16 protein-coding genes and 1 tRNA gene are annotated in these 21,125 nt (G+C 42.8%); 2 read left to right on the forward strand and 15 right to left on the reverse strand.

Translation table 11 applies throughout. From position 1 onward, the window contains the following. Positions 1-411: 411 nt before the first annotated feature. From CLV60_RS30460 to CLV60_RS30515, 12 genes are all read right to left on the reverse strand, one after another. On the reverse strand, positions 412-1,206 hold the full coding sequence (locus tag CLV60_RS30460; RefSeq protein WP_146151625.1) for a capsular polysaccharide synthesis protein: 795 nt from the start codon (positions 1,204-1,206) through the stop codon (positions 412-414). Beyond that, positions 1,203-2,066: a beta-1,6-N-acetylglucosaminyltransferase gene (locus CLV60_RS30465; RefSeq protein ID WP_106599196.1), complete on the reverse strand. Its 864-nt coding sequence runs from the start codon at positions 2,064-2,066 to the stop codon at positions 1,203-1,205. The genes CLV60_RS30460 and CLV60_RS30465 overlap by 4 nt, the downstream gene beginning before the upstream one ends. Positions 2,067-2,128: 62 nt before the next feature. Next, positions 2,129-3,415: an HlyD family secretion protein gene (locus CLV60_RS30470; protein WP_106599197.1), complete on the reverse strand. Its 1,287-nt coding sequence runs from the start codon at positions 3,413-3,415 to the stop codon at positions 2,129-2,131. A 27-nt stretch (positions 3,416-3,442) separates the two neighbouring features. Continuing rightward, on the reverse strand, positions 3,443-5,821 hold the full coding sequence (locus CLV60_RS30475) for a peptidase domain-containing ABC transporter (protein WP_106599198.1): 2,379 nt from the start codon (positions 5,819-5,821) through the stop codon (positions 3,443-3,445). Positions 5,822-5,912: 91 nt separating this feature from the next. After that, entirely contained in the window at positions 5,913-7,436 is a 1,524-nt protein-coding gene (locus tag CLV60_RS30480; RefSeq protein ID WP_106599199.1) for a glycosyltransferase family 2 protein, read from the reverse strand. Continuing rightward, positions 7,423-8,100: a glycosyltransferase family protein gene (locus tag CLV60_RS30485; protein WP_106599200.1), complete on the reverse strand. Its 678-nt coding sequence runs from the start codon at positions 8,098-8,100 to the stop codon at positions 7,423-7,425. Before CLV60_RS30485 ends, CLV60_RS30480 begins: the two co-directional genes overlap by 14 nt. Continuing rightward, positions 8,097-11,201: a lantibiotic dehydratase gene (locus CLV60_RS30490; RefSeq protein WP_106599201.1), complete on the reverse strand. Its 3,105-nt coding sequence runs from the start codon at positions 11,199-11,201 to the stop codon at positions 8,097-8,099. The genes CLV60_RS30485 and CLV60_RS30490 overlap by 4 nt, the downstream gene beginning before the upstream one ends. Beyond that, positions 11,188-12,096, reverse strand: coding sequence for an LLM class flavin-dependent oxidoreductase (locus tag CLV60_RS30495; RefSeq protein WP_106599202.1), 909 nt, complete (start codon positions 12,094-12,096; stop codon positions 11,188-11,190). Before CLV60_RS30495 ends, CLV60_RS30490 begins: the two co-directional genes overlap by 14 nt. A gap of 26 nt (positions 12,097-12,122) precedes the next feature. Continuing rightward, positions 12,123-13,355, reverse strand: coding sequence for a lanthionine synthetase LanC family protein (locus CLV60_RS30500; RefSeq protein WP_106599203.1), 1,233 nt, complete (start codon positions 13,353-13,355; stop codon positions 12,123-12,125). An 11-nt stretch (positions 13,356-13,366) separates the two neighbouring features. Beyond that, a complete protein-coding gene (locus tag CLV60_RS30505; RefSeq protein WP_170118908.1) occupies positions 13,367-14,542 on the reverse strand; it encodes an erythromycin esterase family protein in 1,176 nt (391 codons plus the stop codon). A 206-nt stretch (positions 14,543-14,748) separates the two neighbouring features. Continuing rightward, a complete protein-coding gene (locus CLV60_RS35090; RefSeq protein ID WP_106599205.1) occupies positions 14,749-14,949 on the reverse strand; it encodes a TIGR04149 family rSAM-modified RiPP in 201 nt (66 codons plus the stop codon). Positions 14,950-15,439: 490 nt separating this feature from the next. Further along, positions 15,440-15,511: transfer RNA gene (locus tag CLV60_RS30515), tRNA-Glu, on the reverse strand. Positions 15,512-16,571: 1,060 nt separating this feature from the next. Here CLV60_RS30515 and CLV60_RS34170 point away from each other — a divergent pair. Then, positions 16,572-16,787 carry a hypothetical protein gene (locus CLV60_RS34170; RefSeq protein WP_146151626.1) on the forward strand — a complete coding sequence of 72 codons (216 nt, stop codon included), beginning with the start codon at positions 16,572-16,574 and terminating at the stop codon, positions 16,785-16,787. 563 nt (positions 16,788-17,350) lie between these two features. Here the strand turns inward: CLV60_RS34170 and CLV60_RS30535 are convergent. The 3 genes from CLV60_RS30535 to CLV60_RS30545 are packed head-to-tail and all read right to left on the reverse strand — an operon-like array spanning position 17,351 to position 20,176. After that, positions 17,351-18,361, reverse strand: a complete 1,011-nt coding sequence (locus CLV60_RS30535) for an ABC transporter permease (protein ID WP_106599261.1) — start codon at positions 18,359-18,361, stop codon at positions 17,351-17,353. After that, positions 18,315-19,322 carry an ABC transporter ATP-binding protein gene (locus CLV60_RS30540; RefSeq protein WP_106599208.1) on the reverse strand — a complete coding sequence of 336 codons (1,008 nt, stop codon included), beginning with the start codon at positions 19,320-19,322 and terminating at the stop codon, positions 18,315-18,317. The genes CLV60_RS30535 and CLV60_RS30540 overlap by 47 nt, the downstream gene beginning before the upstream one ends. Positions 19,323-19,327: 5 nt before the next feature. Then, positions 19,328-20,176 (reverse strand): COG1470 family protein, encoded by an 849-nt coding sequence (locus CLV60_RS30545; RefSeq protein WP_106599209.1) that lies wholly within the window; start codon positions 20,174-20,176, stop codon positions 19,328-19,330. Positions 20,177-20,484: 308 nt separating this feature from the next. Between CLV60_RS30545 and CLV60_RS30550 the strand changes: the two genes are divergently transcribed. Continuing rightward, positions 20,485-20,934 (forward strand): Hsp20/alpha crystallin family protein, encoded by a 450-nt coding sequence (locus tag CLV60_RS30550; RefSeq protein ID WP_106599210.1) that lies wholly within the window; start codon positions 20,485-20,487, stop codon positions 20,932-20,934. Positions 20,935-21,125 lie beyond the last annotated feature (191 nt).

Raw genomic sequence — 21,125 nt, forward strand, 5'->3', positions numbered from 1 at the left:
AGTGATGTCAAGCCACTTTCAGGTGGCGTACTTTGCCCAGGAATTTTTGGCGACCTTTGCTCAGGAACACTGGCGTACTTTCGCAGGAATATCTAAAGGAATGAACGCGAGTAGCACAGACTTGTACTTAACCTTAAAGTTGGTTCATTAAAAAGCTAATATGGAAAAAACACGATTGATGGCCATGCTCATAGTGTAAGCTTTCCCGCATTTGTAAGCTTTCCCGATTTTGTAAGGCTTCAAAATTCCAAGAACACTTTTTACATTCGCGGCCGGGATCGTGATCTCACCGTCGCGACTGCGAGTGTTGTACGGAATTGAACGGTTCATCAAGAGGGACACTGAACCTGTTTGCTCCGGAATATGCAGTTACTTATTTAGCGGCAATAATAAGTTGAGGTTTCTAGGAATCTAAGATCGATTGTTGACATCCATCATCTTCCCCAGAAATGAATTCTCTTTCGAATGTTTTAGTGGCTGTACATGGTTATTCCATTCCCACATTTTATTCCAGAGGTGGACCCCATAAGTCCATTCAGTGAAAACCATGCCATCCTTCTCAGATAACTCTTTGTAATTCTCATAATCAATGGGACAAAACACTTCCGAGCTAACGATATAAGCTGTCAAACCAAGCGACGCAATGTGAGAGTCCAGAATCTTTGCCCCGATCTCGGTCCAAGGTATTTCTTCCGGGACGTCTCTCTCTAACCTTTCCAGAATATCCAACAAAACAAGCTCACCCAGCCGGCTTCCTTTCGGCATCTTTATGACAGCGTTGCATATCCGGAGATTTTTTTCCCCATAATAATCAAATACCTCGGTTGCAAAAACATAAGGTACATCAACATCGAATGGCCGAACACAAAATACGTCACAATCCACCCACCAACCTCCTTTTTCGTGTAATAGTTTTATTCTAAACCAATCGGAGAACGTAGCATAAGAATTTACAACATCCCTAAAAATGCAAGATCGGTCAACTATTTCATTTGCATCGAATACATCCACTCCATCAGGTAGATTCAAAATATTCGTGTAGGTGTACAGATGCACCTTAACACCCTTTTGAATAAAGGACGTCAGACACAACAATTGAAGATCACCAATCAGGGGCTCAATCCATAATGACTGAACAACAAGCTGCTTTACCATCGGTAATAAGTTATGATTATAATCAAGCTTTTTGAGGATGACATTTTTCACCTGTTTAGGTCAATATGGGCTTCGAGTCTATCCAGAACCTCACAATCAAGATTAACGTCAAATTTCCGAGCCCACAACTTATTGGAGCCAGTCAGCGATTCGAAATCAGACTCTACGAGGCATTCAGGGTGATCCTTCTCGTCTTCAAAGACTATGTATCTCAGATTGTCGTTGGTGACACAATCTTTGAATTCAGAATTTATGATAATTGTATGGAAGAACATTTCATCCGGTATCAAAGTCGTCTCAAAAAACTCTGAAAAAACAGGATTGTACTTTAAAAAACGCAGAATATATGCAATACATTCGGTTGTCAGGCACCACCACTGAGATCCTCCAAAGGGAGGGAAGTCATCAAAATAATTTCGAATCAAGCCATTCTCTTTCTGAAGAAAGTATAGGTTCCAACTTCTCTCAATTCCAATTTGGTCTACAAACCAAAAGTAACTGAATCTATCGACTCCTCCGTTATCCCATTTGTGATGCGGGATTTGCCAAAAGTGAAGATATTCGCTTCCATAATCCTTAGCGAGGCGGGTCCTTATGCTATCGTTATGCCGTAATGGGAAATCTTGACCACTCAACAGAACAACATATCCTTGTCTTCTTTCCGCAAGTGCCAGTCGCATTAAGTCAAGCGTAGCAGCTACAATGCTATAGCCACCCCAAGAAACATTTTTTCTGTTCTTAATAATTTTCACATCACTTCTGCGAAAGAAATCCGTTTTTTTTAATTCCCCGGCATTTATCTTTTTATCTACATGTACGTAGAAAGTTGTTTCTTTACCTTCCAACGCCCGTATCAGCCTGTCCGTCTGGTTTAAGTTTTTGTGGGCAAGGATAAGATAATGAATATGCATGGTGGACCAAATTTAAATTCTTGAGAAATTAATGGAGGCTGCTGCTCGCTGCCTGTATATTTTCAGATACTTTTCCCGTTCCGGATGTTCGAAATTAGCCGTTCCGTCAAACGTCTGTCAGAAGTAATGATCTCAGCAGTACCGGTCAGCCCGTTGCGGTATTCCAGCTTTTTTCCATAGAGCGTTGTTAAATTATTGGGCAACTGGACAAAACCCCAATAGACGCTATCGCTTCCCGGCACCACGGAGAGCTGAGACAAGACTCCCTCAACCATGCCGTACTCCCGAAACGGGAATCCATTTAATTTTATCATGACACGCTGTCCGCGTTGTAGTTTACCAACGCTTGCCTGAGCAATACGTACTAATCCCTGATACTGATTCCCTCCTGGTTCGATCGTTAAAAACTCCTGGCCAGCATGCAAATACTGCTGCTCTTGCCAGGGACCTGAAAATGAAACCTTTCCCGTGATTGGAGCGGAGACTACATATCTTTGTTTCCAGCTCTCAATTACACTCCTGAAAGTTTGAAGTGCATGTCGAAAACTCGCCTTTTGTTCGGCCACAACATTAGCCAATTCGAGTATTTCTCTGCTTTTTGCTGTTTGTACAGCTCGATTTTGGATTAACGCAGAGGTCGCATTTTTAAGTGGCATTTCCTTAGTGAGCAGTTTGGCCTTTTCACGATTAAATTCTAGTGGAGAAATAACTCTTTCATTCTGCAACTTTTCTTGTATACGGAATTCCTCCCTCGCCAATTTTAGATCTTCCGTCTGAAGACGGAGTTGCTCCTCTAAGTTATCCTCAAGTAGTTGCAGGTCAGCCAAATCTCGATCTAATAAAAGTCTCTTCTTTTCAAAAAGCCCCCCACGAAGCACTGTGGTAAGCTCTAGCATACGTTTCTGAAAGACTTCGTAGTCTTGCTGAATTTCACCCAACTCCTTGAACTTGTGAATACTTTGCCCTTCTAAGAACTTCCAATAATTGTTATCGACCGAACTTTCCAGTTTATCGATTAGCATAGCTAGCTCGAGTACCTGTACGTGGTCTGCTGTGCTTTCCAAGAAGGCTATGTTACTACCTCTAGTAACCACGTCATTATCCCTCACTAAAATTTTGGCTATCCTACCGTCCGACCTGACTATTACATGCCTTGGCGCATCTTTTGCAGTCAACGTGAAACTCGCATTTACCACATCGGGGAATTTGATCACCCAACTTCCAACAACCAAGAGAACGACGACTATGAAAAACATAGTCATTCCCCAGTTCAGCATCCAATGCGGCGGGCGGTCTATGATTTCATGTACCTCTTCACTACGAACTTCCTTGAATATTGTCTCTTTCATCCAGCACAGATATTTTGCTCCCCTATTTCACCCCCTTGCCAGTTCAAGCTGATTGCTCACCAACTCACGATATTTGCCGTTTAAACCCACCAAATCATTGTGAGTTCCGCTTTCCACTATTTCACCGTTCTCCAGCACGATAATCTGGTCGGCATTTCTTACAGTGCTAAGACGGTGTGCAACAACAACCACCGTCCTCCCCTGAAAAAAGTTTTCAAGGTTTTTTAGAATTACTGCCTCATTACTTGCGTCTAAGGCGTTTGTCGCTTCGTCAAAAAGAAGTAAGTCCGGGTTCTTGTACACTGCCCGGGCGATGAGTATACGTTGCTTTTGGCCTTGACTAATTCCATTTCCCTCCAACCCTATCTTCGTATTGTAACCAGCCGGCAGCGATTGGATAAAGTCATGAATGTTCGCAGTGACAGCCGCGTTGAATAGTCGTTGTTCACTGATAGTTTCCTCACCAACTGCTATGTTCCTAGCAATTGTATCCGAAAAAATGAATCCGTCTTGCATCACAACACCGGTCTTTTGTCTCCAAGCACTATGCGAAATAGTCTCCAATTGAAGATCATTCGTCCTAAACATCGCTAATCCTGCATTTGTTACGTCTCCCTTCGACAAAGAAATACCTCCCTCTTCCGGGCTATAAAACCTTAGCAGTAATTTCAGCAGAGTGGTTTTACCACTTCCACTTGTTCCTACTATAGCAGTTGTCTTTCCATGTGGTATGCGTAAATTAATATTTCGAAGCACGGCTTCATTTCCTGCGCCAGGATAAGTATAAGTTAGATTACTAATAACGATGTCTTGTCCAAAATCCCAATCGCTCCGATAGGTTGTGGTTGAAGGTTCTTCATTATCCAGCCGATGTATTTCATTAAGTCTTTCCATACTCATTTGTGCATCTTGCCATGATTGCAAAAAGCCTATGAGTTGCTCGATAGGTGCGTTGAACTGGCCTAGAATGTATTGGATAGACATCATTCCTCCTAATGTTATCTGCCCGTCCATTACAGCCTTTGCAGAGAGGAAGGTGATCAGAATATTTTTACCCTGATTTATCATTATTGCTCCAGCCTGTTGAATTTGCGATAGTGACAGACTTTTTATGTTCCATCTAAAAAGCTTAGCCTGAATTCGCTCCCATTCCCACCTCTTCGATGTTTCGGCTCCCGAAAGCTTGATATCTTGCATTCCGGTTATCAGTTGTACTAACTGACTTTGATTTCTTGATGAAACCTGAAACCGCTTAACGTCCAGTTTTCGACGTTGTGACAGAAACAAAAGGACCCAGATGCAATAAATACCCGAGGCAACGAGAGCGACAATGAAGATTGGAATACTATAAAAAGCAAGCACTAAACCAAAAATTCCAACATTAAATATCGAAAACATAATATTTAAAGTCGCACCAGTGAGGAAAGATTCAATTCGATGCTGATCCCCTATGCGCTGCATGATGTCACCAAACTGCTTAACATCGAAAAATGACACCGGCAATCGCATGAGTTTCCCAAGGAAGTCGGACAGAATTGTCAGATTCAATCTAGTACTAATATGTAGAAGAATCCAACTTCTTAGAAACTCGACAGATGTGGAACTCAACAATAAAACTACTTGAGCGGCGAGCACAATATTGATAAAAACCAAATTTTGCGTCCCAATGCCAACATCTACGATTGATTGTGTGAGGAAGGGTAAAATAAGGGAAAAGAGGGTACCTATCAACATTCCTAAACCTAACTGCAATATCAGCCGTTTGTACTGCCATAAATATTCAATAAGTTGCAAAAAGGTCGCCCCTTGACGAGCCTCGTCTTCCTCTTGATATAGTCTCGGTGTTGGCTCCAGCAGAAGTGCAACACCTTCCATTGTGTCGTCATTAAAGCCACTAAGCCAATTATCACAGAATTCTTCAAGATTGTATCTAAGCATACCTTGCGCCGGATCCGCGATACGAAAAGTTACTGTTTGCGAAAACGACGCGTTTTCCACCGATGCCGCATTGTTATTGGCTGATCGGCTACTAAGGAATGAATCAAGGTCCTCATTTTTTCTTCGACCTCCCCATATCCGGGCTAGCATTTGCCGAGGTATTGTATCCGAATTCTTCTCTATTTCATGTAGCACAACGAAATGATTCTGCCCCCAATGCAGAATACACGGTAGTGGCACATTCTTTAAAAGTTTGCTTAACGATAGCTTGACGCCGACTGTCTTGAAGCCGATTGACTCAGCGGCTTCTGCAATACCCAAGAGTGAAACCCCGTCTTTGCTTATTTTAGCCTTTTCTCGAAGCGTTTGGACGCTGAAATGCTTTCCATAGAATTTGGAAATCATTCTTAGGCAAGTCGGACCGCAATCCATCTGATCAGGCTGTGGATAAAAAGGAAACGCTTTCATAAAAACATGTTTCGACAAATTAGGATTACGCAGAAACGCTCATTTTCTGGCTGCCAGAATGATGCTCACAGTAGCCAAACGGCTCTCTTAACTAGTTTAACGCTGCAAGACTCTTCCTGAATTTTATTTCAGTCGCTATGGAATTTTGAAGGGCGATATCCCTTACTGCGTCATTGTTTTCATGAATCCTATAAACATAAACAATATCAGCGTTGAAGTATATTTTTTCGAACCCCGCAATTTCCATAAGCGGAGTCATCAGCGCCACATCATAGGTCATCTCAAAAAAACTCCCAGTAGAATTACGGAAACTATTCACTTCCGGATCCAGCTTAACAAATCGACTAAAAAGTGAGTACTTGAATGTTTTTAAATGCGACGCGCGCCAGTCCAGCTCTCTCAAATTTCCGAACTCTTCTTCGTTGTATGCCCGACAATGGCCGAGCTGGTTTGTAGTTGAACAATATTGACCATAAGTCAATAGGCACTGTTCGTGCTCGTAGATATAATTTATTTTCTTGAACACCTGATTATGTCTTAAAAAATCATCACCGTCGACAATAACTACGATGTCTTCGTCTTTAAAATCAAAGGAACACAATCCCATATATATGTTTGCCAAAGCATATGATCGCTGCGTTGATGTAATGAGACGGCAGTTTGGCAAATCAGGGATTTTAGAAATGCTATTGTCAGTGGAACTATCATCTAAAAAAATAACGGTAAAATCCGAATAATCCTGATTTACAATTGAATTGATACACTCATCCAAGTAGTTCTCAACATTGTAAAACGGAACTAGTACTACAATCCTATTGACTCGCTGCGCCGATGTAGCAGTTCCCAAATGGCTGATGAATTTAACATCCGAAACGGTCGCCTTCCCCATAGAGAGAAAGTGCTCTATCGCTCCAATATAATTCGGATATTCTCGGACATAGGTGTTGCTTAGTTCCGCGAGTTCACTGGCCTTCTTGCCGTCATAGTCCGGCAGGAACCTTTCTTTTACGAACTTGATTAGCTCAAAACGTTGTTTCGTCCCTCGCCTAATCCGTTCTAAAAGGCCGCCTCCCGGAACGGATTTCTCATCAGGATTGGAAATAAATGGATAGACGACGTGCATGTAGTCGGTCAGGGCAGAAATTTTGTCCTCAACGCGGTCTCCGGCATCTAATTCCGACGCTAAGATCCTGTCAAGTAATTCGCGGAAGACAACGACAAAGTCGAAACATATTAGGTGATTTATCCAAAAGATTGTGGAAGTGAGCGGGACTATCTGATCGAACGCGCCTATATTGAAAAAAATAGCTTCGGAACCTCTCTTGCGGCACTCTACAATTTTATCCAGAAAGGTTGCGGGAGCATAATGCTCCGAAAATCGATGTCGTTCACTACAAATTACAAACACGTCATCCTCGTTTTGAGCGGCGATTTTTGCTGCTTCTGTAATACCTGCCCACAAGGATTGTGCATTGACTTGCTGCCCGTTCAACGGGACATAGAATTGAGTAAATTCGGACCTATCCTCAAACTGAGCCCGAATTTCGTCCAGACGCACGCCATCCGGGTGAAGAATAAAAACAGGCATTTGAAATTCAAGCTCAGTATTGTCCATCTTTCTCAAAAGTAAGTTGATAGAAGTCAGAAACAGAGGCTAACTCTCTAAACGTTGCTTCGGCATTGTCAAACAAGGTCGTCACGGATTCAAGGCGTCGATATTCAGCAGGCAAAATATCCGAATAACCAAACTCTCGCTGCTTGGAAACAAAAGGGTAGACTAGCAAGGTGGTATCTGCCAAAGCCGACAGCTTCCCATCTGCTGAATCTATTTCTTGGAACTCTGCGTTAAGAATTCTAGTGTACATTGATCGGAAAACAACCAGGAACTGGGTTGCTCTAAACTGCTTTATCCAAAATAGTCCCGGCGCCACCTGAACGCCAAAATCGCAGAAGCTCACTCCCCCATGAAGGATATCCACATCCTGAAAAATGCAATAGTCGATATTGCTTTCAAAACTCTCACGATTATAGCTGTCGGTAAACACATGATCGTCCTCGCAGATTATCGCGTAGTCAAAATTGGAGGCCTGTGCTTGCTTTATTGCCAGTTTCATGCTCTCCCACAACCCAACCGCACCAGTTTTGTGCTCGACCGCCTCAATGAACGTAAGATAAAATTCTGATTTCGTTCCGAATTCTCTGATAATATGTTCCTTCCGGTCGGTCCTTGACCTTAAATTTATTACGTAGATTGGAATCAGAGAGCTGACTGAATTCATGACCTAGTCTTAAGAAAATGTTTACAAAAAAAATCATAAGATATCGCTTCATTCTTGCGAGGTCCTATGGGGAAAAGTCGGTTAAACGACATGTGAATAACGCTAAACACAACACTTTGATCGCATTCGATTCCCTCGATTTCCCTCCTGAGACGCACCTTCCGTTGATTCAATAGTTTACGAAGTGAAGCATAAGATTCATCGTTTTCATCCATAAATTTCTTAAACAACTCCTTCTTATCTGAAAAGAATTTATTTAACCTTTTAAACGAATCGATCGAGAAGTTGAACTCCGCTTTAAGCGAGTCCTTAATTCTAACGCAAAAATTCTCCCTTTCTTCATTCTCATGATTCGCAAAGAATAGTGAGGTGTACAAATCGATCGTCGCCATTCCTACCAACCAATTTAGTTCGTCATTCGGCCTGAACTGGTCAAACATTCTCCTAAATACCAAAACAAATTCGCTATCTATCTGAAAAATTTTTTCTATCGAGTCCATGTTTTGCATGCCGTAACGCTCCAGCTCAGGAACATACGAGTCATATAGTACTTTCCGAAGCAATCCCTGTTTCAACATTGGCCCAATCTCTTTGTTAATGATCCCAATTAGGCAGTTTAAAGAGTCATCAAACTTCTTCTTGACTCTGACCCTAATATGCGGTTCCGGATCCTCGTAGCGCATAAAGAACCACCTATCAATTAGGTTTTTCCTACGCCCTGCCTGGATCAAAGAATCCAGCATCTTCATGATCTGCTGTTCAGCTGCGGAAGAGCCGAAATAAAGCTTAAAGTAAACCCAATCATCTAGTGGAATATGGCTCGTATACCCAGCAGTAGCGAGCCTCTTTGGTAAAGTCGTTGCCTTTGGATGCGGGTTTTCAGTTGCGAACGAGAATAGAAATTCACTAGAATGAACCCCTCCCTTAGAGCCAACAAAGTTTCCACACTGCTGATGGATGTCTTCTATAAATAGTAGGTGCTCAGCACGCAATATATCTTTGTAGAGGATTTGAAGATACATAACGTTTTTAAGATCTAGCAGAAGAAGGTTGTCTGCGGCCCCATAGAGCACTCTTTGGACAACAGACTTGTTTTCGCAAAGCCGTTCAAAGCTCGTGACAAATGACGAAAAGCTTTTTACATCTAAGTCTCGCTTCCTAATTGTCCAGAAGGCGGGTGAAGCGACGACATTTCCATCAATCAAAACACGTGGCAAGTCGTCAAATTCCCGAAGCGGTCCCCAATCCCATAGTAGGTTATTTTGATTTCCCTGCTGTTGAAAATCCCCGATAAAACTCACAATAGGCAAATCATCTATACTGAAATTGTACGCAGACGTCATAAACGGAGAAATGTTCTCCTTCAACATTTTGGAATAAAGGAACAATCTGCCATCCATATGATGCAAATAAAGGTCGTCCAGCGGCAGGTAGTCATCGATCCGGTCTGGAACCGGACTGCAAGTGATATTTATTCTCTTCTTGCGAGAAATTCTTTTTAAGGCCACGTTGGCAGTTCTTACCTGGCCAATATGTTCGAATTCAACATCTATGTATTCCGAATCCTTCCGTTGCTCATTGATGAGCTGCCCTGCAAAGTCTTCAAAAGTCGTGTCCAAATGAGTAAATCGGGTATAGACATTTGCGGCAGAGGGTGCATGAGCATCAAACGCCTGGATCAAGTAATGTCCAAGATCCAGGTCCGACGCTGCAGAAGCGCTAAGTTTGCAAAGCACTGTAAAAGCTGGCGGAAGACTTTTTTTTCCTTCCACCTCAAAAGCCTTCAAATCGGCTAGCGAAAGTCGTATCTCATTTACCCTCATCAACTTGGCTTCCTGATACTTGCCAATAAGGAATCGGTGCCAGTCATTAAAGTAATATTGTAGAGTGTTTGAGCGATCCCTTGACGTACTGCTAACTATGGACAACAAAGGGTCATTCCCCTCATTTTGAATATTGTTGGCTACCGGATACCCTATGCCTATATCCGGATCCAATGCTTCCATTAGCTTTACCGGCTTACTATCGTATCGCTCGATGAACGAATTTTTAAACGCGTTAAAGTTTTCACTTTCGTAAAGTGGATTAATTTGGGAAACTGCATTCAAAACCGCCCCTAATCTATGTGGTATCTTTTTGCTAATTTTGGCGGAAAGGTTCTTAAACGTATCGACCTGAACAACAGATTTACTTGGATCAACGCGACCAAGAAGAGACGAAACAATCTCGCGTATAGCTTTGTAATTTGCTATCGCTTGAGTAGGAGAACAGGTTCGACTCGCCTCAGTAAGCTTTCGCAAGTTACTAATACTGTCCATCAAATAGGTATGAAAGTTAGTAGGCCTACCGTCATATCTAGCAAGAAAACTTTCAATCTTACAAAGAACGTCCGTATCCGAAACATTCAATCCAAAAGACGACACCAAAATATTATTGGCGATAATGTCTTCCAAGTAATCAGTAATATCCTCGGGATCTCCTTCGGGAAAGATATCATGAACGAATTGCCGCAGCGCACTTCGGTCCTTTCCCTTTTTGGCAAATTTCAGAATTCTCTTAACGACCGAATCAGAATCAACTGATGCAAGCTTATATTTGTTTGCCCCCCCGTTTCTAGTTGTCTCAACAAATCTCAATTTACCACCAATCTGATAAATCGAGTTGTTCGGGTAGAGAGGAATGGCATCAATATATTCAGGCTTCGCTTCAATCAAAGCCAACAGAGAAACAGCTATTTCACTGTCTAACCTGACAACTCGTTTTAACCCGTCAGTCTCAAGGTTAATATCACCAGAAGTATCCCCAAGGTCCAGAATAGATAGGTAAGCCATTGTACCAAATGGAGTTCCACGCTGGCACATCCGATTAACGTATTTCAGAACGCTCAACTTGATTTTCTCGTCACGGAAGATAAACCCGCTATCAAGGTCGTTCCTTATCAATTCATAGAACTCGGGCGAACCGATATACACCGCCTCCAACAAAGTATCCACCAGCTCAGAATCCAACGGTAGCTCATTTAAAATTCGATATTCCAAATCCTGCAGGCAACTCACAGGAAATATCGGTACACGTACAACCGATTTGCTAAACAATCTCATTTTTAAATTGATTTTGCAGTAACTCAATAATCATGCATTTTTCCGTATAGGTTCGGCCCAAATTCAAGAGAATAACCTCATCGAATTCCGCTTCTTCTTTCAGTTCTATAATATAATCTCTGGCTTCTTGGGGTGTCGCACAAAGCAAGTTTTTATGCACCACTCCTGGACGACTACGCAAGTCATTCTCAAAAGTGATATTTCGACCTCGATCCTCCGAACAGAAAAGAGCTATCGCCACGGCATTTCCACTCCCTCTACGGTTCCGAAGAATGTCGATCTCCGCCGGCCTTAAACGGCCCGAACTATGAAAAAGGCACCTGCAAAAGTTCAAACCCCTGTTAGGGTATTTGTTAATCTCCTCGAATGACGAATTAAGCATCCATAAAGAAGGCAATGCATGGCTCTGGAAAGGTGGTATTTTAACTGCCCCGTCTACTACAATAACACCTCTGTCATCTAGGTACATCTGCAGTTCGTCCAATTTCAAATCGAATTCCTCATTGTACTCATTAGATCCGCATCCCATCAAGATCCTAGCAAAATTGTTTGGAAGCGACGTCTTGCATAAACCAAGATCAATCCTATCTAGAAACATGTTAGCTAAAAGCTTGTAATGCGACGCGATACGATAAGGCGCATGATATTTTAGCAACATCCCACCTATGCCAAGCCTGATTCTTTCCGTGGCTACCGCTAGTGCTGGAAGCAATGGCTCGGGATTCGTAAAGGCCAGGTTGGATGAATAGTGTTCACCAAACCAAATTCGACTATAGCCGAGCGCATCCGCCCTTTTAACGTAGTCGAGTAAGCCATGATAATCGTAGCTCTGATCAATATCACCAAATTCAAGAAGTCCAAGTCTCACCTTCGAATTAGATAGAACGCCGTACATTTAAATATTGAATTAACTAGCTGAGCTTAAAGTAATATGATCTGACTCCAAGGGCGCGTCTCATTCGACAAATAGGATAGACCAGTAAGTCCGATTCCCGCATAACCATACAGTAATCCAAAGTCCTCAGAATTTCCAGACAGTTCGCTATATAAATTAGAATTGGTAAGTCGCTGTTTAACCTCCGCTTGTGTAAAATCTCTCCACCGCTCATAGGCTTCAAACAGAAAAGCGTCCTTATGGAACTCAAAAAGAGCTAAAAAAAGATATGAAATCCCACACGACCCGTGGCAAAATGACGGGTCAGAAGAACCATTTTCATTCATTACACCGGATTCCCAAAAATCGACTCTTGCAGCATTGAGAGCAATCTCCTTGGATTTATCAAATAGTACTTGCTGACCTAAAACCAAAGCAGCATTGTAAACAGCAATTGAAACAGCCAAATCACCATAACACCACGCAAGACGAGCATTGTACGGTCTACTTCCGGGGTCATCTGGATCGTCAAATTTCGCATATGGAAACATAAACAACCCATCATTTCGCTGCTGATCGAGAAGCCACAATGTAGACCGCTCAACCATCACTTTAACCAGCTCCCTCCGTTTCTGGTCTTCAATAACGCCATATAATCTTGCACAAAAAGTGATAATCCCGGAAACCCCATGGGCCAAACCGCAATCATAGACCACATGTGCTCTGCCACGCTCGTCAAGGTTACCGGCGTTTCTGACGTCCAACCATGTATAGTTGCCTTTTTTATCAACTATTTTCGTACGAAACAACGTATCAACTATCTGATTGAATGCTGTCTGCGCAAAAGGTTTTTCTTTCTTGCTTACAAAAAACAAACCCTTGCCAATATAACCGTAAAGTGGGTCATAATTCTCCGTTTCTATATCCATCCTCAGTGAATCAAGAATCAGTTTCTGAACCCTCTCATCTATAATTTCATCAAACTCTTCCTCGATAATTCGGCGTTCACATAAATGATTCAATGTCAACAGAAAACCCGATATACCACCACCATGACTAAAATCCATGAAACTTGAAGACTCAAGATGGGCTTCTATTTGATTTATTCCTTGCTCAACAAGTTCATATATTCTTTCATGATATTCATTATCACCAAACTCCTCATATAAATACGCATATAATAAAATCTGACCTGCTTTTCCTCCGAGAACATTTATCTGTTCCAGCCACCCATTTTGTGAAGCAATATGCGCTGCGACATCACGACTCATTCTTTCCATATTAATTATTTTCAATTAAGATAAAAGCTTCTGTTTCCTGTAGTCTTCTGAATGTGAATTAAATAATCAAAGTCTTCGAAAATATCTCCCCTAGTGAATTGATCTTGCGTATATCCATATACCATCATTTTATACTTACTCGGTCGCTCTTCCCTTCTCGTTTCCTTTAAAATTTTTGCGTTATTGACAAAAAAAACTTCAAATCCAATTTTCCCTGCATAATATTCGAAAGCATCAGGTTGGGGAGTAGCGATAGGATTAGTGTCAGTAATCTTACCATCGTTTTGATTAAAAGCAGTATATGTGCCCCGATATGTTGTTAATCCAATCGTTTGGTACTTTCCACCCAGACGCGTTCTTAAAAAAAATCCCATGGATTTCGAGAATACATTTTTTGTCTTTTGGACATGTCCATTGTGAGCAAGAACCACAACTTTTCCGCCACTAACTACTTCATTTTCAATATTTAGAGCCATAAGAGAATCTCTAATTTCCGATTGTATAGATCCATCATGATTTGTTATCGTTGGATCATTTAGGTGCAGAAATTGGTGATAATTTTTCACATATCGGAAAACCTTATTATCTCTTGAAGCGAGCTCTAAGCTAGAAAGTATCGGCTTACTAATATGTTTAAGTGAATCAAAGTCTTCCTCCGAGAAGTTATGAGAATATACCTGATCGTTAAGCATTGAATAATAATACAACAATTTCTTTATTGTGTCGGAAGGAATTTTATCCTTCTCAGACGACAGCTCATTTATTTTCTCTAACGACCGAAATGGACTCTGCATGTCGAACCCAAAAAAGGTAATTTTTTTCTTTCTTGATTGATTAATTTCTTTGACTTTGTTGATGAAATCTTTGAATTCTTCACATTCATAGCTGTATAGTCTCAGGCTTTTTAGAATTTTATCAACATTCCCCTGGCTTTCAAGTAGATAGAGGTTCAAGTCTTCAACCTCAGCCATAGGGGCCTCAAGACCAATTTTGGAAACTTGACTATCAGCGGAGAGCATCTCTATAAGCTGTGAACGTAACCGAAAAAACTCACTTGTACCATGAGACTGCTCTCCAATAGCAATCACACTAGCATCCAAAGTGATTAAAGTTCTTCTCATTTCATCTACACCACTGCTTTTGCTAGTTGATAGCAGTCCAGAGATATCCACAGAATTTTCTTTCAATGCGTAAAAGAATTTGTTATTGGATATCGAACAAAGAAAAATGGGTGCAATGAATAAGCACCAAAGTAATGATGTAGACCTCGAAAAATCATTCTTTTCTGCACCTGAATGAGCCATATCTTCCCTTATTTATGTTATGAGGCACCTGCCGTTAAAAACCAACGACAGGTGCTTATTAGTGCACTACGCTATTCGTAAGCCTACTATTAGCGAGGCTTACATGGACACCCGCTGGTGCAAGTTCCACAACCGGCAGGATTCGACGTGCAAAGTGTAATGGTTGAATTTGCAGTATTGCAACCACCACTACAGGTTCCAGTTATACCGCCTATCACATTCTTCATTATTTTTTTATCAAGGGTTTCAATAACCTCTTTGCTAATTGAAAGTTTTTTTAGCTTTTTCATCGTTTAAGTTTTAAAATTTCAAAATAACTAATTTCAAAGAGTCGTATTTCCTACCTGGAGGAAACTTGACATGGTTGGCTTTACTACTGTTTTTCCCGAAGTCAAGGTTTAAATGAATAAAAATTTACTACTGTACAGTTTCTTTGGAGTTTGCAGGACGACTTCCAATATCGTTACAAGAATGAGCCTTAGGGATCGGCGATTGACTAAAATCTTCGAGTTTCATTGCCATGGTTCTCCCGCCATTTAAACACGTGTCACCAAATTTTAGAGCTAACAGTCGTGTCGACTAGCGATGCGATTGATACTCCGATGTAACAAGCAGATTATTAAGCAAAAAGAATTTCTACTAGTTTGACGATTGTCAGACCAGAGTCAGCATTAACGAATTCCTAGTTTAGGTAGTTGATAGATTCCAAGAATACTTCAGGATCTATCGTTTGGGATTGTGAGTCGCAGAAAATAACGCTCACATATATACGAAATATAGTAACCCATAGAGGATTCGAACCTCTGTTTTAAGAATGAAATTCTTATGTCCTAACCCCTAGACGAATGGGCGATAACAAGTAACTGTGTGTGCAAATTTATTAATCAAATTTATAACAGCAAGTTTTGTAACTTTTTTTTTACAAAATATTGTGAATTTTATTTCTACATTTTGTAACGAACTATAAATCAATAATTATCTGATGAACACTTTAACTATTATACATTCACGTGATTTCCGCAACAGAGTTAAATAGTTTTGATTGATAAACTCTACTTCGTTCGAATATCGCAAGTTGTACTATATAATTAGTTTACAGTGGCTATAATTTGACAAATTCTTGCTCTATTTTTACTATCCACATGGAGAGGACAAACGAGTTATACTGAAATATCGGAAAAATTAAACAGTATCAGCCAACAAGAGCAGAATAGTAAGTCCCGGCTTTTAAAAATCTAATTAGCAATAATTTCCTTTCAAGAATGAAATAATATCGACAAAAGCTATATACTAAGAGTGTATTGGGAATTAGATTTGGCCTCCTTTCGGAATGCGCTGTAACATTAACTGAATATTGGCCAAATATAGCCAACTAACAGAAGAAGATACTGTGTACTCATAGTCTTTGACAACACGTTGGAAATAATTAGTCCAGGCAATTGTTCGCTCTACGACCCACCGCTCAGCTACTGGGACAAAGCCGCGAGATGATTCAGGCCGCGTCGCTTTTTTGAAATCGATACTCCATTTGGCCAACTCGCTAGCGAAGACCCCTTGTAGGCCTGATTACGAATTCGATTCGCGACGAAAATTGGTCAAAGTGCCTTTGCAGAGGAAAAATTGATCCAAAAGTGATACAGAAAGGTCTAAATGCGCTCCAAAGGAGTCTTTAAGGGGCATTAAGAGTCAAAAAGCGCTCCAAAGAGTCAAAAAGTAATCCAGAAAAATCATTTAAAGGAATATTTGAGCCAGAAACGGTCAGGAAAGATCCTGCGCGGTGGTTTTCTCCTTAGCCAGCTATCGCCGGTACGTCGCGAAATGCGACTCCCCGGCGGGAGCTGGCCATGGGAAAACCCCTGGACCCCTGCTATTCGCCCTGCGGCTCATAGCTTATCAAGAAAGACATATGGAAATGAGAACCCCAAAGCCAAGACCGCATAAGGAGAAAGGCACTGCCCAAAAAGATCATTTCACGGTCTGGGTAAGTGCTGACCAGAAAAGCCAGATCAACGAGCTTATCAAAAAGTGGGCTTTCAGCAAGCCAATTCTTTTTGACATTAGCACTGGACATGCGTTCAAACGGCCGGAGAAAAGGAGGCTTCCGAAGGCAACTGCTGACACGATCTAAATCCTTGAACAACTTGCAGGTGTCTTGTCGCTGGCAGCCCTAAAGACCAAAGGTCACCTGATGCTTTCGGCGCAGTGGGAGCATAGCAGTCGAGGCTTCAAGCTCCTTACAGGTTTAACCAGACTTTTGGTGTTTGAAAGTTTTGAGATACGAAGTTTACAAAAAACGCTTTCTCAGATTTGCCGATTGACTGGTGAGCTAGCAGTTTACTTAAACCATAACATGGGCGAACCAGGGAGCAAACAGCTAATACTGCAAAGAATTAAGTCGACACTCCATCATCAGACCTATCCGTAAATAAAAGCATAGGCCACTATAGCCTGTACGCCGGAGCAAAGGTCGTTGAGCTCCGGGAGATAATTTGCCAGTTTGCTCCTCAGCACTTCCCTAAAAGTGCTCAATGCCGTCGAAACCATCAAAGAAGTATTCAAAGCCCGCGGTTTGTGTGTTGGCGGCGATTGGTGGCATTGAGTGGCAGAATGTTGAAAGTCAAATGAACATGAATCGTATTTCAAGCCGTAGAAGTTGACCTTATTGCAAATTGCTATCTCCTTACACGTATCCTAGCTTCTGATCTCTCTCCGCATGAATAAGTAGTAAGAATAGGCAAAGCAAAGAAAAGTTGCGGCTAATAACCCGGATAATTGGGGGCAGACCACCATCAGGCTTTCCGTAAATGGAAGAGGTGAAGGAATAGCGCCCGCCATCTGCTCCATTGTCATCGGGCCGAGGCTTCGCACCGACGGCATCAGCAAGGTAGTCGTCGCATCGGAAAACAGCTGGCTTGGCGCCAGGCGGAGTATATTCAGTACCATTTCATTATAGCCGACCATTTCCGCTTCGGTTTGTATGGTTTGCCTGGGAATGAAAGCGGCGACTGCCAAATTGACAACAATCTGATAAAATACGGTAAAGAATAGCCACACGCCGATCGCTGCGAGTGCGGACGTGGCCGTTTGTTTGAACGCGATCGAAAACAATATCGACAAGCTCAGCCAAAATCCGACGTAGACGACAGCCACGACGGTGAAGGTGAAAATTCGGAGTACCTCGACCGGTTCGATCAAAACACCTGTGATATACAAGCCTGCGCCAATCATAAGCAAGACGAGCGTAAAAAACAGGGTGCCTACAAGGATTAACGCACTCGCAGATTTTGCCAGGATCAGGTTGTCGCGGTATACAGGCTGAGCCATTAGGCGAATCAAGGTGCCGTTATTCTGTTCGGAATTGATCGCATCGAAGCCCAGCGCTATCCCGAGCAATGGGCCGAGAAAATTCAGAAATACATGAAAGGGGGGCATCGCGCCGTCTGTACTGGTAAGCAGTTTTAGGTAAAGAAATGTGCTATCCGGGTCCTGAGCATTTGAAACTACGCTTCTGATATTGTTCAGTGAAACATACAAAGCCCCGAAAAATGTGAGCGCCAGCAAGGCCAGCAGTAGGATAAGCCGCCAGCTACGGATATGATCGGTCATTTCTTTGTCAACCACCACCCGAAAGGTGGTGGTTGAGTCCGCGGCCAGCTCACTTTTTATTGATGTACCTTTTGAAAATGCTGCGAGACTTTTCATCGGCATTGTGTTCAATTAAATGGTTGTCAAAGTATTTTTGATAAATCTCATCGAGTCCGAATTCCCGCTTATGGACACCCATTACATCCAGGCCCTTGGCGACAAAGAAGCGGACAATGTCGGGCGTAGCATCCGGACTGCACGCAATCTGCACGAGGTTTTCAGTAATGCGCAAACCTTGTACGTCCCGGATGTTTCGCAGTCCGTCACTATGCTCCCAAGAGGCTGGTAAAGGTTCTCTCACTGTGATGCTCACCGAGTAGGAGTCGTCGGCAAAAAGGGCCTGTGAAAGCTTGTGAATATTTCCCTCCATCTGCATTTTACCGGCAGCGAAGATACCCACACGGTCACAAACCATCTGCACCTGGTGCAAATGGTGGGAAGAAAGCAAGACGGTCAATCCCTGTTCCCTGCTCAACTGGCGTATCAGATCAAGGAATTCTTTAACGCCCGCTGGGTCTATCCCGAGCGTGGGCTCGTCGAGAATGATTACTTCTGGCCGCTTGATTAAAACTTCCGCGAGCCCCAGCCTTTGTTTCATGCCGCGGGAAAAAACGGACGTTCTTTTGTTGGCCGAATCGCCCAGGCCGACCAGATCCAGCAGATCCAGCCCGCGGCGGTGTGCCTCATTTCCAGGGACACCGTTGAGTTTTCCGGTGTATACCAGGTTCTCAAGGGCTGTCATGTTTTCGTAAAAGCCGACGCTGTCGGGCATGTAACCCACTTTACGTTTTACCAGGATGGGGTTGGTCGTTGCATCGATTCCGCAGACCAGCGCTTTGCCCGAAGTGGGTTCGGTAAGCCCGAGCATCATCAGGATGGTTGTAGTCTTTCCTGCTCCGTTTGGGCCTAGCAAACCGAATATCTCGCCTTTTTCGACTTTCAGGTTGAGATCATCGACTGCCTTCAGAGAACCATAACACTTAGTCAACCCCTTTAAATCAATGACAGGATTTTCCATACTGTTTATCGTCTGCCGTACTTTCTTATTAACCTGAATATTAGTCCAATAGCAAGTAAAATGACGAGAATGCCAAGCCAGCCGGATAGTAAGGAAGTCTTAACGGTGATCCGGAAAGCAGCATCGGCATTGGCGTTCTGGGTTTTAGCCGTAAAGGTGGAGACGTAATCCCCGGCAATTGTTTTGTCCGGAACATGCACCTTGGCCGTTACATCGATAGAACCGGAGGGGTCTATACGCTCCACTTTGGCCGGCTCAAAGGTGACCTGCCATTTCGGGGGTGTCTGGGCTGACAATTCCACATTAGTAAGCGGCAGGGTGCCCGTGTTCTTGATGGTGCATACGATCTGCTCTAGGCTACCTTCGGTAACATTTTCACTGAGTCGTCCCGAAGGGGTCGTTAGTTCCATCTTGTAAGCCCCTTTGAGAACTGCTTCAAGATTGAGCCTAAGCGTGTCGACCGGCGAAACAGCCGTTACGGGAATGGCATACTTTCCCGGCTTGGAATAAGGGCTTGCGCTCAGTTCCACGGATATCTCCTGCGTTGCGCCCGCTTCGAGACGGACCGAGGTGACGGGGCTGCCCAAGGTGCGAAAAGATGCTAGCCAGCCGGGGGGCACTTTCGCGTCCAAAGCATAGATCTTTGGCTGACCAGCCCCATTTTTTAGTGTTGCCGAATACCGGAATGGCTCATTGGCGCTGGCTTCCAGATTAAATAAGTTGGTTTGAAAAGAACTTCCGATAGGTTTACCCGAAGACTGTGCCTGTGCATTTGCCGTGAGTCCGGCCATGAAAAGTAAACCGCAAATGGAATAAGTGTTGTACTTTTTGAAAATTGGACAAAAAAGAGACATAATCTAACAAACAAAAGTTATCACTAAGTTTCATTTATTAAAGAATGGCTGCAATGCCTCATTCGGCCTACGCACTCTTCTTGCCGCGAAAATAAAAAATGAATGAATTTTTCAAAAACCTGTTTAACAAAAATTTCCGATACTGCCAAGTTTGTCAGTTTTCTGCAGTGTAAAAATGTCAGAACCCTGAAAGAATTTCCGCCAAATCCAGCTTGGAACACACTTTGAACTAGCAGGGTTAGGCGGGCGATCAACGCCGGCCGAAAGTTCATTACTCATTGTTTAACTTTTTAAAAAGGAGGTTGATTATGTCACTCATCAAAAGGAACGGGCTATTGCCCACAGCATTCCCGGCGCTGTTCGACGATTTCTTTGGCCGCGAACTTTTTAACTGGGGCAACAATAACTATTCAGCTACCAGTACAACGGTGCCTTTGGTAAACATCCGTGAGACAGGGGATAATTTCGATGTTGAAATGGCCGCTCCTGGAATGGACAAAAGCGACTTCAAGGTTGAGCTGGACGGCAACATGCTTTCTATCAGCTCTCAAAAAGAGCACCAGCAGGAGTCTGATCAGGATGGTTACAGTCGCAGGGAGTTCAGCTACCAGTCTTTCCAGAGAACCTTCGTTCTTCCCAAAGACGTGGTCGATGTCGAGAACATAGCGGCAAAATATGAAAACGGCTTGCTGCACCTGACGATTCCCAAGCAGGAAAAGGCGAAGCAAAAAGGCCCAAGGCTGATTGAGATAGGCTAGTAAATAAGAGGGCTTGCGTTTGGCAAGCCCTCTTATTTTTTATTGGCTTGAGGAATCTGACACAGCAAGAATCATCGCTATGACAGAAACATTTTTTGTGAAATATCGGTAAACGTGAAGGCGCCGGGTGGTAAGTAACCCTTTGGCTATTTCCACGGTCTACTCTTATGCCATTGGCAGCTTTGGACATA

It is taken from the genome of Dyadobacter jiangsuensis (assembly GCF_003014695.1).
Taxonomy (GTDB): domain Bacteria; phylum Bacteroidota; class Bacteroidia; order Cytophagales; family Spirosomataceae; genus Dyadobacter; species Dyadobacter jiangsuensis.

What these genes read in the sequence shown, in the direction of transcription:
- CLV60_RS30465 (WP_106599196.1), bottom strand. Translation starts at nt 2,066, where the DNA reads ATGCATATTCATTATCTTATCCTTGCCCACAAAAACTTAAACCAGACG.
- CLV60_RS30540 (WP_106599208.1), bottom strand. Translation starts at nt 19,322, where the DNA reads ATGGAAAATCCTGTCATTGATTTAAAGGGGTTGACTAAGTGTTATGGT.
- CLV60_RS30470 (WP_106599197.1), bottom strand. Translation starts at nt 3,415, where the DNA reads ATGAAAGAGACAATATTCAAGGAAGTTCGTAGTGAAGAGGTACATGAA.
- CLV60_RS30485 (WP_106599200.1), bottom strand. Translation starts at nt 8,100, where the DNA reads ATGAATTCAGTCAGCTCTCTGATTCCAATCTACGTAATAAATTTAAGG.
- CLV60_RS30475 (WP_106599198.1), bottom strand. Translation starts at nt 5,821, where the DNA reads ATGAAAGCGTTTCCTTTTTATCCACAGCCTGATCAGATGGATTGCGGT.
- CLV60_RS30535 (WP_106599261.1), bottom strand. Translation starts at nt 18,361, where the DNA reads ATGAAAAGTCTCGCAGCATTTTCAAAAGGTACATCAATAAAAAGTGAG.
- CLV60_RS30545 (WP_106599209.1), bottom strand. Translation starts at nt 20,176, where the DNA reads ATGTCTCTTTTTTGTCCAATTTTCAAAAAGTACAACACTTATTCCATT.
- CLV60_RS30500 (WP_106599203.1), bottom strand. Translation starts at nt 13,355, where the DNA reads ATGGAAAGAATGAGTCGTGATGTCGCAGCGCATATTGCTTCACAAAAT.
- CLV60_RS30480 (WP_106599199.1), bottom strand. Translation starts at nt 7,436, where the DNA reads ATGGACAATACTGAGCTTGAATTTCAAATGCCTGTTTTTATTCTTCAC.
- CLV60_RS34170 (WP_146151626.1), top strand. Translation starts at nt 16,572, where the DNA reads ATGAGAACCCCAAAGCCAAGACCGCATAAGGAGAAAGGCACTGCCCAA.
- CLV60_RS30550 (WP_106599210.1), top strand. Translation starts at nt 20,485, where the DNA reads ATGTCACTCATCAAAAGGAACGGGCTATTGCCCACAGCATTCCCGGCG.
- CLV60_RS30495 (WP_106599202.1), bottom strand. Translation starts at nt 12,096, where the DNA reads ATGTACGGCGTTCTATCTAATTCGAAGGTGAGACTTGGACTTCTTGAA.
- CLV60_RS35090 (WP_106599205.1), bottom strand. Translation starts at nt 14,949, where the DNA reads ATGAAAAAGCTAAAAAAACTTTCAATTAGCAAAGAGGTTATTGAAACC.
- CLV60_RS30490 (WP_106599201.1), bottom strand. Translation starts at nt 11,201, where the DNA reads ATGAGATTGTTTAGCAAATCGGTTGTACGTGTACCGATATTTCCTGTG.